General features: G+C 64.6%; 14 protein-coding genes and 1 tRNA gene. 7 read left to right on the top strand and 8 right to left on the bottom strand.

Annotation, left to right across the window (positions count from 1 at the left end; genetic code table 11):
• Positions 1-43 precede the first annotated feature (43 nt).
• The 6 genes from FDN03_RS02830 to mptB (FDN03_RS02805) form a co-directional block, all read right to left on the bottom strand.
• Entirely contained in the window at positions 44-1,645 is a 1,602-nt protein-coding gene (locus tag FDN03_RS02830) for an ABC-F family ATP-binding cassette domain-containing protein (protein WP_138173902.1), read from the bottom strand.
• Between the two features lie 166 nt (positions 1,646-1,811).
• Positions 1,812-2,903, bottom strand: a complete 1,092-nt coding sequence (locus FDN03_RS02825; protein ID WP_138173900.1) for a RelA/SpoT domain-containing protein — start codon at positions 2,901-2,903, stop codon at positions 1,812-1,814.
• Between the two features lie 144 nt (positions 2,904-3,047).
• Entirely contained in the window at positions 3,048-3,836 is a 789-nt protein-coding gene (locus FDN03_RS02820) for a DUF2637 domain-containing protein (protein WP_138173898.1), read from the bottom strand.
• A gap of 183 nt (positions 3,837-4,019) precedes the next feature.
• Positions 4,020-5,114 (bottom strand): VanZ family protein, encoded by a 1,095-nt coding sequence (locus tag FDN03_RS02815; protein ID WP_171021109.1) that lies wholly within the window; start codon positions 5,112-5,114, stop codon positions 4,020-4,022.
• 97 nt (positions 5,115-5,211) lie between these two features.
• Positions 5,212-6,735 carry a polyprenol phosphomannose-dependent alpha 1,6 mannosyltransferase MptB gene (mptB, locus tag FDN03_RS02810; RefSeq protein WP_138173894.1) on the bottom strand — a complete coding sequence of 508 codons (1,524 nt, stop codon included), beginning with the start codon at positions 6,733-6,735 and terminating at the stop codon, positions 5,212-5,214.
• Positions 6,705-8,234 (bottom strand): polyprenol phosphomannose-dependent alpha 1,6 mannosyltransferase MptB, encoded by a 1,530-nt coding sequence (gene mptB, locus FDN03_RS02805; protein WP_138173892.1) that lies wholly within the window; start codon positions 8,232-8,234, stop codon positions 6,705-6,707. Before mptB (FDN03_RS02805) ends, mptB (FDN03_RS02810) begins: the two co-directional genes overlap by 31 nt.
• A gap of 198 nt (positions 8,235-8,432) precedes the next feature.
• Here mptB (FDN03_RS02805) and orn point away from each other — a divergent pair, with 198 nt between their 5' ends.
• Together orn and FDN03_RS02795 are read left to right on the top strand one after the other, a co-directional pair.
• Positions 8,433-9,053 carry an oligoribonuclease gene (orn, locus tag FDN03_RS02800; RefSeq protein ID WP_246049821.1) on the top strand — a complete coding sequence of 207 codons (621 nt, stop codon included), beginning with the start codon at positions 8,433-8,435 and terminating at the stop codon, positions 9,051-9,053.
• 158 nt (positions 9,054-9,211) lie between these two features.
• Positions 9,212-9,287, top strand: a tRNA-His gene (locus FDN03_RS02795).
• A gap of 233 nt (positions 9,288-9,520) precedes the next feature.
• Here FDN03_RS02795 and FDN03_RS02790 read toward each other — a convergent pair.
• Positions 9,521-9,895, bottom strand: coding sequence for an MmcQ/YjbR family DNA-binding protein (locus tag FDN03_RS02790; RefSeq protein ID WP_138173890.1), 375 nt, complete (start codon positions 9,893-9,895; stop codon positions 9,521-9,523).
• Positions 9,892-10,284, bottom strand: coding sequence for an MmcQ/YjbR family DNA-binding protein (locus FDN03_RS02785; RefSeq protein WP_138173888.1), 393 nt, complete (start codon positions 10,282-10,284; stop codon positions 9,892-9,894). Before FDN03_RS02785 ends, FDN03_RS02790 begins: the two co-directional genes overlap by 4 nt.
• A 215-nt stretch (positions 10,285-10,499) precedes the next feature.
• Here FDN03_RS02785 and FDN03_RS02780 point away from each other — a divergent pair, with 215 nt between their 5' ends.
• The 5 genes from FDN03_RS02780 to FDN03_RS02760 all read left to right on the top strand — a co-directional run bounded on the left by FDN03_RS02780 (position 10,500) and on the right by FDN03_RS02760 (position 14,078).
• Positions 10,500-11,000, top strand: coding sequence for a MarR family transcriptional regulator (locus FDN03_RS02780; RefSeq protein ID WP_138173886.1), 501 nt, complete (start codon positions 10,500-10,502; stop codon positions 10,998-11,000).
• A complete protein-coding gene (locus tag FDN03_RS02775; RefSeq protein ID WP_212743856.1) occupies positions 10,997-12,091 on the top strand; it encodes an LLM class flavin-dependent oxidoreductase in 1,095 nt (364 codons plus the stop codon). The genes FDN03_RS02780 and FDN03_RS02775 overlap by 4 nt, the downstream gene beginning before the upstream one ends.
• Positions 12,088-12,654 carry an NADPH-dependent FMN reductase gene (locus FDN03_RS02770; protein WP_138173884.1) on the top strand — a complete coding sequence of 189 codons (567 nt, stop codon included), beginning with the start codon at positions 12,088-12,090 and terminating at the stop codon, positions 12,652-12,654. The genes FDN03_RS02775 and FDN03_RS02770 overlap by 4 nt, the downstream gene beginning before the upstream one ends.
• A gap of 239 nt (positions 12,655-12,893) precedes the next feature.
• Positions 12,894-13,637 (top strand): alpha/beta hydrolase, encoded by a 744-nt coding sequence (locus FDN03_RS02765; protein WP_138173882.1) that lies wholly within the window; start codon positions 12,894-12,896, stop codon positions 13,635-13,637.
• A gap of 3 nt (positions 13,638-13,640) precedes the next feature.
• A complete protein-coding gene (locus tag FDN03_RS02760; RefSeq protein ID WP_138173880.1) occupies positions 13,641-14,078 on the top strand; it encodes a helix-turn-helix domain-containing protein in 438 nt (145 codons plus the stop codon).
• Positions 14,079-14,209: the final 131 nt, after the last annotated feature.

Here is a 14,209-nt window from a genome sequence, read left to right as displayed (position 1 = left end):
TCTCGTACCCGGATGGCCGGGAAAAACCTGACTGTGCTGGAGCCTAGGTCAGCGAGACCAGTTCCAGGTAGTCCTCGCTGTACAGGTCCTCATCCCCATCGGGCAGGATGACCACGCGCTCGGGGTTCAGCGCCGCCACCGCCCCCTCGTCGTGGGAGACCATGACCACCGCGCCGGAGAAATTCGACAGCGCGCCGAGCACCTCGGCGCGCGAGGCCGGGTCCAGGTTGTTCGTCGGCTCATCGAGCAGCAGCACGTTCGCGCTGGAGGCCACGATGGTGGCCAGGGCCAGGCGGGTCTTCTCACCACCGGAGAGCACCCCGGCCGGCTTGTGCACGTCATCGCCCACGAACAGGAAGGAACCGAGGATTGAACGCACGTCCGCGTCCCCCAGTTCACTCGGCGCGGTGCGGCGCATGTTCTCCAGCACCGTCTTCTCCGGATCCAGGGTGTCGTGTTCCTGGGCAAAGTAGCCGATCTTCAGGCCGTGGCCGGGCTGGATTTCGCCGGTGTCCGGTTCGGAGACCCCGGCCAGCATGCGCAGCAGGGTGGTCTTGCCGGCACCGTTCAGCCCCAGGATCACGACCTTGGAGCCGCGGTCGATGGCGAGGGAAACGTCGGTGAAGATTTCCAGTGAGCCGTAGGACTTGGACAGGCCCTCGGCCATCAGCGGGGTCTTGCCGCACGGGGCCGGGTCCGGGAAGCGCAGGGCGGCGACCTTGTCGGCGGCGCGCTCCTCCTCCAGCCCCGAAAGCATGCGGTCCACGCGCTTGAGCATGGACTGGGCGGCGGAGGCGCCCGAGGCGCGGGCCTTCATCTTGTTGGCCTGGGCCAGCAGCGCGCTGGCCTTCTTCTCCACGTTGGCCCGTTCCCGGCGCCGGGTGTGCTCATCGGTTTCGCGCTGCACCAGGTAGCGCTTCCAGCCCATGTTGTACACGTCTACGGTGCCGCGGTTCGCGTCCAGGTAGAGCACCTTGTTCACGGTGGCTTCCAGCAGCCCGGTGTCGTGGGAGATCATCAGCACGCCGCCGGAGTAGTTCTTCAAAAAGTCGCGCAGCCAGCTGATCGAGTCGGCGTCCAGGTGGTTGGTCGGCTCGTCCAGCAGCAGGGTTTCGGCATCCGAGTACAGGATGCGGGCCAGCTCGACACGGCGGCGCTGGCCGCCGGAGAGGGTGCGCAGCGGCTGGTCCAGGATGCGGTCGGGCAAATCGAGATTCGAACAGATCGCCGCGGCCTCGGATTCGGCCGCGTACCCGCCCCCGGCAATGAACTCGGCGTCCAGCCGGTCGTAGCGGCGCATCGCCTTCGCGGCAATGTTCGGATCCTCGCTGGCCATTTCGGCGCGAGTGCGGGCCAGCTTGTTGATGATCTTGTCCAGGCCGCGGGCCGAGAGGATGCGGTCGCGGGCCAGCTGCTCCATGTCCGGGGTGCGCGGGTCCTGGGGCAGATAGCCGATGGAGCCGCGGGAGCTCACTTCCCCGGCGGTGGGCTGGGACTCACCGGCCAGCACCTTGGTCATGGTGGTCTTCCCGGCACCGTTGCGGCCTACCAGACCGATCTTGTCGCCCTTGTCGATGCGGAAGTTCACCTCGTCCATCAGCAGCCTGGCGCCGACGCGCAGCTCAAGGTTGGCCACGGAAATCATCTGGTGAACCCCTTTCGAAGGTTGTCTGGTTCTGTTGCCCGGCGAGCAAATTTCGGGCAACTTATCCAGTCTACCGGGGTTCGGCCCCGCCGGTGGTGCCAAAGTGCATAAGCTAACACCCGCCCCGAAGGTTTTGGGGCGGGTGTTGGCAGGGTGGGTGTTCGGCCTAGCTGCGCTGGTTGCGGTAGTCGTTCATCTGCACCAGGCGCCGGCGCAGTGAGGATTCGCGCCGCTCGTCGTTGCCGCTGGTCTTGTCGATGTGCGCCGCACCGAAGCGCCACAGCAGCATGTCATCCAGCAACCGGTCCGGGCCCGGCGAGTAGCGGTGGTCCAGGGCCGAACGCACCTCGGTGACCACGTTCGGGTCCAGCAGCTCGGCCAGCTGCCAGGTCCGGGTGATGCCGTGCGCCCCGAGCAGCTCGGCCGCCCAGGACCAGTCGTCATCGCGCTTGCGGTCCACGTGCGGCAGCAGGGTCTGCCAGATCTGCCCGATCCGGTCGCTGTTCAGCTCCTGGCCGCCCAGCCCGTCCCGGTCCTGGTAGGCGTTGAGCGTGTTGTACAGCTCGTCGATGTCGGTGAAGTAGTTCTCCACGGTTTCCAGCATGGCGGCGGTGGCGGTGAACTGGCGGTCCAGCTGCGGGCTCCACACCCCCTGGCCGGAGTTCTTGAAGCGGATGTCGTGTTCCACCTCGCTCCAGGCGTGCTGCAGGATGGTGCGGATCTGCACCTCAAAAGTGAAGTTGCCGCTGGGGACCACCGGCTTGCCCAGCTGCTCCTGGAAGCGGCGGACGCTGGGTTCGTTACGGGTCTTGAGCAGCAGGTGGCGGGAGGAGTACCCGTAGGTGCCGGACTCCACCGAGCCGATGTCCTTCTCCCGGTCGCTGCGGCAGTCAAAGGCGGCGCGCTGGGCCTTGATCATGTTCGCGACCTGCTGGATCTCGTGGGGCAGCTTCACGATGATGCGGATGCCGACCATGTCGTGGATCTCACGCAGCGGGTTGGGGAACTCCAGCACCGGGTCGCTCTCGGCGTCCTCCTGCAGCTGGCGGGAGGCCTTGGCACGGAAGGAGGGCACCGATTTCACCCGCCCGGTGATGAACAGCGGCTGGGCCTCCTCGGAGGCCTCGAACAGGTTGCGGATGCGTCCGAGCATGGTGTCCAGCACCTGCTGCAGTGCCGGGCGCACCTTGGCGTAGCGCCGCACCGACTCGTCGATCTGTTCAGCGAAATCGTTGGCGGCTGGCTCCTGTTCGCTCATTGGCTGCTCCCCTGTCGTTCCGTCACTGCACACCACGGCGCCGTAGTGCGCGCGGTGTGCTGGTGCGAGTCTACTTGGCCAGGTGGACACTTCAGCGAATCCGATGACGCCGGATGCCGGGCGAATGACACCGGCACCGGTGCGCTAGGAACGGTTCAGGCGCTGGGCCAGGTCGTCGTACAGCGGGGCCTTTTCATCCACGGCGGTCGCGTTGGCCACCGAACCCGGGGCGGGCTTGCCGTTGGCCGAGGCCTGGGCGGTCTTGGCCTGCGCGGCGGCGGCCTTGGCCTGGTTGCGCTTGGCTTCGGCGATCGCCTCGGCCCGGGCGCGGGCCAGCGCGTCCTGGTGGGCCTGCTCCAGCTCGCCCAGGCGCTCGGCCTCGGCGTTCTGCGCATCGCTCATCGCCGCCTGGTAGCCATCATCGTAGGCCACCCCGTACTTCTCGGCGTTCTCGGCCTCCACGTCACGCTCGTAGGCCTCGCGCAGCTTCGCCGCCTCGGACTTCTTCTGGTACATGTGCACGGTCAGGTGGGTGATGGCCAGCAGCACCACCGGCGGCATCGCGGCGACCAGCGCCGAGACCAGCGGCGGCACGCCGTTGGAGATCGAGTCCACAGTCAGGATCGCGTGGGTGGAGTTCGCCGCGGTGGAGACGATCGCGCCGAAGAACAGCAGCGCCCACGGGTAGATCATGGCCTTGCGCGGGAAGCCGTTCAGCGCAACGATCGCCACGGTGGCGGCCACGATCATGCCGTCGATGATGATCGGCCAGATCCAGGACAGCTTCGGGTCGATGCCCGAACGGGTGGCCAGGTCGGTCAGGGCGGCGAAGGAGAGCACGAACGCGCCCACCGCGATGAGCACCGTGGCGCCCACAGCGGTGCGCAAGACGGCACGATGCGGCTCGTTGGGAATTTCGGGCTGGTTATCCATGGGATCCATGCGGATTGGCAGGCCTAACTGTGCTCGGCAGCTCGCCGGGGAACACCGCGTGGCGGCGTGAGTGAGCTGCGTTGGGGATGAGATGGGGAAAAATGGTGGCGCCAGGGTTTGCGAGTTGGCGGCGCCACCAGCCATTTTAGCGCTCCGGCACCCGGCGGCGCAGCAGTGGGCGGATCAGGCGCGGCGGTCGGTGAAGCGGGTGCCCGAGGCCCGGGCGGAGACGCCGCGGGCCGAACGGTCAAAGGCCAGCCAGATGACCGAGAACCAGATGTAGGGCACCAGCGGCAGGGCGAGCAGCTGGAACAGGTTCCCCTCGGGCACGATGGCCATGATCGACTGGAACAGGTAGATCCCGCCCAGGCCGAGCAGCACCCGGGCCAGCGCCCGCCCGGTGCTAGCCGGCCCACCGGTCAGGGCACGCACTTCGAACCAGGCGCAGCGTTGTCCCAGGGTGGCCCGTCCCGGGGCCAGGGACGGGATGATCACCACCAGCAGCACCGCGGCAATGGAGAGCAGGTCCTGCAAGTAGTCGATGCGGGCGGTGTGCACCCCCAGGCGTTCGGCGACCTCCAGCACCAGGGACACGGCCATCACCAGGGCGGACATGAACGCCAGGTCGAACAGGTTCGCCAGCGCCCGGCGGGAGCGGGTGACGGCCCGGGCCGGGGCGTACCGCCCGTCGCGTTCGCTCGGCCCGGAGAGGAAGGCAAAGACCGGCAGGTAGGCCAGCAGCGTGCCAAGGAACGCCCCAAAGGTGTTCACGATCAGGTCATCGACATCCGCCACCCGGTAGGCGCAGGTGTAGATCCCCCAGATGCCGGTGTACTGGGTGGCCTCGATGGCCAGGGAGAGGGTAAAGCCGATCAGCGTGCCGGTGAACACGTTCTGCCGCGCCCAGCGGATCGCCAGGATCCCCACCGGGATGAACAGCAGGACATTGAACAGCACCTGCCACAGTTCAAAACTGGTCAGGAACGCGCGGCGCCCGCCCTCCCAGGCCAGGTTGAAGTCCTGGAAGAAGTGGAACGGCTCGAGCTGGGTTTGGGCGACCCCGGGCCGGCAGAACGCGTCGCGGGTCTCGGGCATCGGCAGCATGGTGTAGCTCAGCAGCCCGAAGACGTAGAGCACCACCACCGAGCTGGTGATGGTTCTGCGCCAGGACAGGCGTCCGTGCTTGTGGTACTGCAGCGCCAACAGGAAGATGCCTGCGGTCGCCACGAACAGCCCCGCTATCAGCAGTGCCATCGCCCCGGGCCACAACAGGTCCATAATCCTTTGCATACCCAAGGGTAAAACGATTTGCCGTCGGGGCGGGAGCAAAACCCGGTGTGAATTGGCGCTCTTTAGTCCACGGGTGCCGGACCTCTTAGCTGCGCGGGATGCGGCAGGCGCCCAGCTGCTGCCCCACCTGGCGCACCTGGCGGTCCCAGCGCAGCATCGCGGCCAGCAGGCCCACCCCCAGCAGCGCGGCCAGGATCCGCAGCAGCCACACCGGGTGCCATTGCTCGATGGAGATCTGGTCGACGAACACGGCCAGGGTGATCAGCATGCTCAGCCCGATCATCAGCTTCTCGCTGGCCCAGGACACCTGCTGGGAAATGAAGAACAGGGCAAAGAGCCACAGGATGTACCAGGGCTGGATGATCGGGGCCAGCAGCACCACCGCGGACAGCGCCCAGGCGCCCAGGCGCAGCGGGTCGCTGATGTTCCTGGCCAGGGCCAGGCGCGCGACCAGGTAGACGGAGAACAGCCGGGCCAGGGTGAACACCACCTGGGCCACCACCGAGGCGTCCGCGCCAAACAGCGAGGCCAGCAGCCCGAACAGGGTGCCCAGCAGGCCCACCGGGGCGTAGGGGAACGCGGCGGCACCGGAGGTCAGCATCGCCGGCAGCCAGCCGAACCAGAGCCCGGTCAGCGCCCCGAAGAGCGTGAGCCACCCGGCGATGGCCAACGTGGTGCGCCACCACACCGCGATCCGTTCGCGCAGCCCGGCGCTGCGCCCGAGCATCATCAGTCCCAGGAAGGGCAGCAGCACCAGCACGATCGGCTTGATGCTCACCGCCACCGCCAGCGCGAACGTGGAGGCGATGATCCGCCGGCCCTGGGCCAGGCCGAACGCCCAGAAGGTCGCGGCGATCATCAGTGCATCATTGTGCACCCCGCCGATCATGGTCAGCAGGAACAGCGGGTTGGCCACGATCACCCACAGCGCCCAGTGCGGGTTCACCCCGAGCCTGCGCGCCAGCCACCCGGTCGCCCAATAGCAGCCGGCCACCCCGGCCACCGCCAGCAGGCGCAGCAGCCCCACCCCGATTTCCGGGATGCCGCCGGAGATGACGTAGATCAGCCGGGCCACCACCAGGAACAGCACCCCGTAGGGTGAGGGCGACTGGGCCCACAGACCGTCCGAGCCGCCGTCAAACCAGCCCGGCAGCGCCGAGATCCCCTCGGAGTACGGGGACTTGCCCGCCTGCAGCATCCGGCCCTGGGCCAGGTAGGAGTACACATCCCGGGAGAGGATCGGGAAGCTGGCCAGCAGCGGGGCACCCCAGCTGGCCACCAGCCCGGCCAACGATCGCCCGGACAGCTGCCCCTGGTTTTCCACCCTGGGACGCAGCAGCAGCCAGCAGCGGGTGAGCCACACCAGCCCCATCGCCATGATGAGCGTGCAGGCCAGCACCCCGATCAGCTCGGTGCGGAACTGGATGAAGAAGCCGGTGCGGGCCAACGGCGAATGCTGGTTGCGCGGGAACCAGCCGATTCCCCAGCTGGCCACGGTGATCAGCACCGAGGCGCCCACCCCGTGCCAGCGCAGCGCGCGCAGGCTGGGCGGGGCCGGGGCGCGGACCACCGGGGCGCTCATGCGGTACGGGTGAACTTGGCCAGCCACGGGGTCTGCTTCAGCAGCCCAGGCAGGATCGTGCGGGTGTGCCGGTCCACCAGCAGCAGCCAGGCGATCGCGGCGATGGACACGCCCCAGGAGATGAACCGGACCCCGGGCACCAGCTCCTCGGCCAGGAACTGCCAGATGAACAGCTGGTCGGCGGCCTGGTAGGCGATGAAGTACAGCACCGTCAGGTGCACCCACAGCATCTGCCAGTCATCCCGGATCCCGGTGGCCGCGAAGAACGGCAGCAGCCACAACAGGTACCAGGGGTGGATCACCGGGGAGAGCACCACGATGGCGGAGAAGCCGATGGCCAGGCGCTGGACCAGGTGGCTGTACTTGCCGCGGAAGATCACCACCATCGCCAGCGCCACCCCCAGCAGCCGGCCCAGCAGCTTGATCACCGGCAGGATCCACTCGGTGGACAGCCCGAACGCGGAGACCGCGCCGCTCAGCAGCATGATCACGATGCCCAGCGGGGAGAAGATCGAATACCCGGTGCCGGTGAACAGCATGACCTTCAGCCAGCCGAACCAGTAGCCGTTGAGGAAGCCGAGCAGCGTCATCAGCGCCAGCAGCAGCATGCCCGAGTAGAACCAGTACAGGATCCGCTTGGGCCACTTCGCCTCCGGCCCGGCCCACAGCAGGCCGATGAACGGCAGCAGCACCAGGGTGATCGGCTTGACCCCGATCGAGGCGGTCAGCACGATGACCGCCAGCACGCCCCTGCGCTGGCAGGCCAGGTAGACGGCCATGACGGCCAGGCCCACCATCAGCGAGTCGTTGTGCGCGCTGGCCACGAAGTTCAGCAGGAACAGCGGGTTGGCCACGGTCACCCAGGTCGCCTTCGCGCCGTCGACCTTGTGCAGCCGGGCCAGCTTCGGCAGGTAGTACAGGCACAGGATGACCCCGAGGAACGCGATCAGCCTGAAGGCCAGGATCGACAGGTCCGTGGAATGCCCCACGGCGGCGACCACCAGGTATTCAATGAGCAGGTACAGCGGCCCGTACGGGGTGCCGTCCTCCGCCCACATGGTGTCGGTGCCCAGCTGGAACCAGTTGCTCACCGAGGAGATCCCGTCGCTGTACGGGTCCTGCCCGGCCATCACCAGCCGGCCCTGGCCGATGTAGGCGAACACGTCGCGGGACATGATCGGGATGCTCACCAGCAGCGGGGCGCTCCACAGCAGCACGGCCTTGCGCACCACGGCCAGCGAGCCCTCGGGCCAGCCCGCAAGCTTCTGCCCCAGCCGCCACCAGGCGCGCACCAGCACCCAGCAGCCCAGGGTCAACAGGATCACGGAGGTGATCACCCAGAACGTCTCGGTGCGCATCATGATGAAGAACGGGTCCTGGTTCAGCGGCGAGACGCTGGCCAGCCAGCCGACCCCGAAGGAGCCGAAGAGCACCAGGGTGGAGCCGATCAGGCCGCTGACCAGGGTGCGCGGCACGCCGGTGGCCGGCTTGTGCTCCAGGACCTCTGGCTGGTTAGTGGACACCATTACACCTCGTGGGTTCATGACAGGGCGACGCCCTGCCGCGGCATCGGGCCGCCGCTGCAGGTCCGGGGCGAACCTCGTGCAGAGCTGGAAAATCTCTGTCGATTTTAGCACCGGGGCCGCCAAATTCCGGGCGTGACACCGCGGCAACCCGCCTTGCGTGTGCGATGTTCACCGCACAACGGCGGTAGATTGGATTCCGTGGCTAGTAACTCAGAAATGATTGTATGGATCGACTGCGAGATGACCGGGCTGAACCTGGAATCGGACGCGCTGATCGAGGTGGCGGTGCTGATCACCGACGCGGAACTGAACGTGCTTGATGAGGGCATCAGCGTGGTGATCAAGCCGGATGAGGCGGCCCTGGAGCAGATGGACGACTTCGTGCGCGACATGCACATTGCCAGCGGCCTGCTGCCGGAGCTGGCCGGCGGGATGGAGATGGACGAAGCCCAGAAGCTGGTGCTGGAGTACATCACCGCCCGGGTGCCCGAACCGAAGAAGGCCCTGCTGGGCGGCAACTCGGTGGGCATGGACAAGAACTTCCTGGCCCGGGACATGCCCGCGGTCATCGACCACCTGCACTACCGGGTCATCGACGTGTCCACCATCAAGGAACTCGCCCGGCGCTGGTACACCAAGGCGCACTACAACGCCCCGGTGAAGACCGGCAACCACCGTGCGCTGGGTGACATCCAGGACTCCATCGACGAGCTGAAGTACTACCGGGGCACCATCATGGTCCCCTCCCCCGGCCCGACCTCGGTCGAGGCCGCGAAGGTGGCCCGCCAGGTGAGCGGATCGGCCGCGCAGGGCAGGTAGCGGAACTCCCGATCGGCTGGTGATCGACAACACAGCGAAACCGATGCTTTCCGAGTTGGCATTCACCAGCCGATTGTGTGTATGATAATTCTCGTTGCCCGGTACGAAATCAGGAAGCAAAAGCGTTCTGACTAGTCCGGAAACAAAAAATGAATATGGTGGGTATAGCTCAGTTGGTAGAGCGTCTGGTTGTGGTCCAGAAGGTCGCGGGTTCAAGCCCCGTTACTCACCCCAAGTAGTCGAGGTGTGAACTTCAGATTGTGAAAGCAATCGAGGTTCGCACCTCGTTCTCATTTAATGCGCCTTCCGCGCAGGTCACTCGGTCATCGACAGCTCCCGGTGAACGATCACGCTGAGCACCACGGCGCCCCATGCTCCCAGATCACTGTTGTCACGACATGGAACGTTGGGTTGTCCAGGCCCCGGCTCACGTCAATGCAACCTGCTTCGCCTCGTGATGCTGGCTGCTATACGTCTTCCTCGGGCCGGTCTTTCACCGGCGCTTGATGTTTTGCGAGGTCATAGGAGTCCTCCACGAGCTGTTCCACCAGTGAGCGGGTGATGGTCTCGCCACTGGCAACAGAAATCCAATGCTGCTTATTGAGGTAGTGACCGCGGCTGATCGAAGCATGATCGCGCCGCAGCTTGTCCCCGTGATCCGGGGCGGTCTTGATGGTGATGATTTCAAGCTCCGGCTCATCTTCGGTGATGACCAGGAAGACCTTTCCGGCAACCTTCCAAACCTGCAGATGCTCGGTGAACGGATACCCGCTGTCCGTACCCGGTAGCCGCTTCGCGACCTCGGCCGCGATGTGCTGGATCTGTTTTCCGCTCAGGCTCATTGTCCTGCACCCTTCCCGAACGTAGAGGGGTCTACCGGCCAGCGGTTCTTCGGCACATTCTGCTCCAGCACCAGAAGATAGGACTCCGTGACCAAATCCTCGACCAGCTGGGCGTCAATCTTCTCCCCGGGGTTCAAGGTGATCCAGTGCTTCTTGTTCATGTGGTAGCCCGGCGTGATCTCCTGATATGCCTCGCGCAGAGCTGCGCCGTCCGCCGGCCAGGCCTTGAGGACCACGATCGGCTCGCCCGTGATTCGCGTCTGCAGCATGAATACCCGATCTCGCACCTTGAACACATCCCAGTCTGGGCCGAAGGGGTGGCTGAGACCGGCACCCGGCAATTCTTCGGCACACGCTGCCGCCAACCGCTGGATCATCTCACCGTCCACGTGTTTCCTCCTTGCCCAACTACGCTGAGTCCACTCTATCCAGTAGTTGTTTGGAGAAGGCGGCGATGATCCCAACGCAGCTGACGCTCCCCTACCTTCTGCCGCCCGTTCGCCTGCCTTTGCCAGCCACTGATCCATCGATTCCAAGTCTCACTTGCATGGTTAACTGATTTATCAATTGCGTGGTAAAGTGATGACATCGGTAAGGAGGCAACATGCAAGAACGTCCACTTGGATTGATGATCTGGCTGCGTATGGCCCGGTTCGTGCAGCGCAGCAACCAGATCTCCAACGAGTATCTGGGGCAATCGGGGCTGACCGCCGCCCAGTTTGAAGCGCTGAACCACATCCGCGTCTACCAGCCCGTCACACAGAGCGACCTCGCCGCCAGGCTTCTGCTCAGCGGCGGAGGTGTCTCCAGAATGCTGAGTCGGCTGGAAGATGAAGGGCTGATCAAGCGCACCCCCGACTGGAAGACGAAGTACATTTCCCTGACTGATGAGGGCCGCGAAAAGCTGCAGTCGGTCTACCTGGGACAGGTGGCGCTGCAGGCTTCGATGTTCGAAGACGTATTGGACGACAAAGAACAGAAACAGCTCTATGCCCTGATGCTCAAGGTGCACAAGAACAGTGTCACCAAACAGGCACCACCCAAAACTGAGTCCACCTACCCGACCGAGCCCCCAAGCCACGAAAACACGGAGGAAGCAAAATGACCACCGAGACCAACGGCATGTCTGAATTCAGGATTGACCCCAAGGCCGGGCTGGAGTTCGGCATGTACACCCTGGGTGACCACCTCCCCAACCCCCTGACCGGAGAACGGGTCAGCGCCGGGGAAAGAATCCGCGAATTCGTCGCTTACTCCCAGGCCGCCGAGCAGGCGGGCTTCGACTTCTTCTCTGTGGGCGAGAGCCACCAGGAGTACTTCGCCTCCCAGGCCCACGCCGTGATCCTCGGCGCGATCGCCCAGGCCACCGAGAAGATCAAGATTGCCAGCACCTCGACCATCTTGAGCACCTCGGACCCGGTGCGAGTGTACGAGAACTTCGCCACCATCGATCTGCTCTCCGAAGGGCGGGCGGAGATCGTTGCCGGTCGCGCCTCCCGCGTCGGTCTGTTCGAGCTGTTGGGCTATGACCTGCGTGACTACGAAGAGCTCTTTGAGGAGAAATTCGACCTCCTGCGGCAGATCAACAGGGAGAACGTGGTGAACTGGTCCGGCAAGTTCCGCGCAGACCTGAAGGACGCAGAGGTACTGCCTCGTCCGCAGAACGGGTCGATGCCAATCTGGCGGGCCGTTGGCGGCGCGCCAGCCAGCGCAATCAAGGCGGGCCTGGCCGGCGCCCCGATGGTGATGGCTCACCTTGGTGGTCCCGTCGCCGCGTTCAAGGATACGGTCGATTCCTACCGCGAAGCGGCCCGGCACAGCGGCTACGACCCGGCAAACCTGCCGATAGCGACCGCCGGGTTCCTCTACGTGGCCGAATCCTCGCAGCAGGCCCTGCGTGATTTCTACCCCCACATCAACGAGGGCATGATCCGCACCAACGGCCGGGGCATGCCCAAGCAGCTGTTCGCGCAGAGCACCGATCCGCGCAGCATCATGAACATCGGCAGCCCGCAGCAGGTGATCGAGAAGATCCTGTACCAGTACGAGGAGTTTGGCCACCAGCGCTTCATCGGGCAGATCGACTTCGGGGGCGTGCCTTTCGAGAACGTCATGAAGAACATCGAAATCATCGGCAGCGAAATCATTCCTGCCGTGAAGAAGTACACCGCAAGCGTCGAAGGAGCAAAGGCATGAAGATCGTAGGACTCTCCGGCTCAACGGTCGGCTCAACCACCCGCACGGCGATGAACTACGCCATGCAGGCCATCGCGCAGTACGACCCGGAGATTGAGGCTCGCCTGATTGACCTGGCCGATTACGACCTGATGTTTTCCGACGGTCGTGACTACGTGGAGTACACCGGCGATACCCGCGAAGTCACCCAGGCCCTGATGGAGGCAGATGCGATCATCATTGGCACGCCGATTTTTCAGGCCTCGATCCCCGGATCACTGAAGAATGTCTTTGACCTGCTTCCGGTCAATGCCTTCCAGGACAAGGTGGTCGGCATAGTCGTCACCGCCGGCTCGCCGAAGCACTATTTGGTGGCCGAGCAGCAGCTGCGCCCGATCCTGACCTACATGAAGGCACAGGTGGTCCAGAGCTACGTCTTCATCGAAGCGAAGGACATCCACCGCGGTGAAATCATCAGCGGCGACGTGACGCTGCGCATCGAGCGCCTGGTGGAAGATACCGCGGTTCTCACCCAGGCCTACTCGCAGATGCGTGCGGAGCGCGAGGCGTCCTACGGATTCTGACCCATGGCGTCGCGGTCGGCAGAGGTAGTCTGAGCAGATCGGTCGAGATCACCTGCATCAACCCAACGGCATCGCGCCTGCTACACAATGGCAGGCGCGATGCGCTTTTGACAGCTTTCTTTCCGTGGGAGCAGTCGATGAGGACCGGAAGCTTCCTCCAAATTTCTGGTTGTGTTTCACGATCAGATCCCCTAGCCTTAAACTGCTCGCAAAAACCGATCAGATAGCGAGGGTTTGAGATGAAAACTCATCCCGCAATAGTCCTGGTGCCCGGCGCGTGGAGTGGAGCCTCAGTCTGGGAACCGACGGCCAGCATTCTGCGTCGCAGGGGCTTTGAAGCGCAAGCCGTGACCCTGCTTGGACTCGAAACGGGTCAGGCGCACGCCTCCATCGCCGAGGCCCACCTGGAAGATCACGTCAATCAGCTCGCCACCTACATCCAGCGGATGGGCGCACCGGTGGTGCTGGTGTCTCACGCCTATTCGTCAATGGTTACGGCCCAGGTCGCTGACCGGCTTGGTGAGCAGGTAGCCGGGCTTATTCACTTCGGCGGCTTCATGCCAACGGACGGACGTTCACTGCTCGATGGCTGGGGCGACTCGGAGTCGGCGCGCAACCAGGAGCGCCAGGCGATCATCGAGGCGGGAAACCTGTGGTTGCCTCCCGAACGACACATGCTGGACCATGAGCGAGACCTCACGGCTACCGACCGAAACCGTCTGGCCGAGAGCTTCACGCCGCATCCGGGGTATACCGTCCTCGACCCTGCACGGCTGACGAAGGACACTTCAGGCCAGCCAACGACCTACGTGGTCCTTTCACAGGAGGAGAGCCGGACGTCGAGTCAGGCCATCGACCACCCCCAAGGCCGATGGCGCTATAAGCATCTTGTGAGTGGGCACTGGCCCATGCTGTCCCGGCCGAACGAGGTCGTTGACCTTATCGCTGAAGAAGTCGCGCACTACAGCCAGGAAGAAAGGTAGATCATGGCAACAACGGACCGTTCCGGCTGCCCCATCAATCTCGCAGTAGAGATCCTCGGCGATCGATGGACGCTGCTCATCCTGCGCGACATCATCTTCGCTGGACGTCGGCACTTCCGCGAACTTCTGCGCGGATCGGAAGAGAAAATCACCAGCAGCATCCTCGCCGATCGCCTTGAACGACTCACAACGACGGGGATCCTCATCCGCGTCGACGATCCAACTCACCGGCAAAAAGCCAAATACACATTGACGGAAAAGGGCATCGATCTCGTTCCGATCATCGCCACCGTCGGGCAGTGGGGAGCGCAGCATTGTCCTGCGGATGAGGAGAAAACCGACGTCGTCCGGGAGCTCGCCTACGACCTGCCGGCGTCATGGCGGAACGTCATGGACTCCCGGCGAGCTGAACATCGGACAGAAATAAAGGCCAGAACCTGAGTGTCAACCCGCAAGACGTGCGAACGTTCTACTAGAGGACGGCAGGAACCCCTGCGATAACGGCATCGCCCAAGAATGCTTCGTCGCTTCGCAAGGGTTGGCCTGCATGCCCACGAGTCTTGTGCAGTTCG

The sequence above is a fragment of the Glutamicibacter sp. V16R2B1 genome (assembly GCF_005774635.1).
GTDB classification, from domain to species: domain Bacteria; phylum Actinomycetota; class Actinomycetes; order Actinomycetales; family Micrococcaceae; genus Glutamicibacter; species Glutamicibacter creatinolyticus.
The sequence above is the reverse complement of the archived record's forward strand: the minus strand, read 5'-3'. Positions and strand labels throughout refer to the sequence as shown.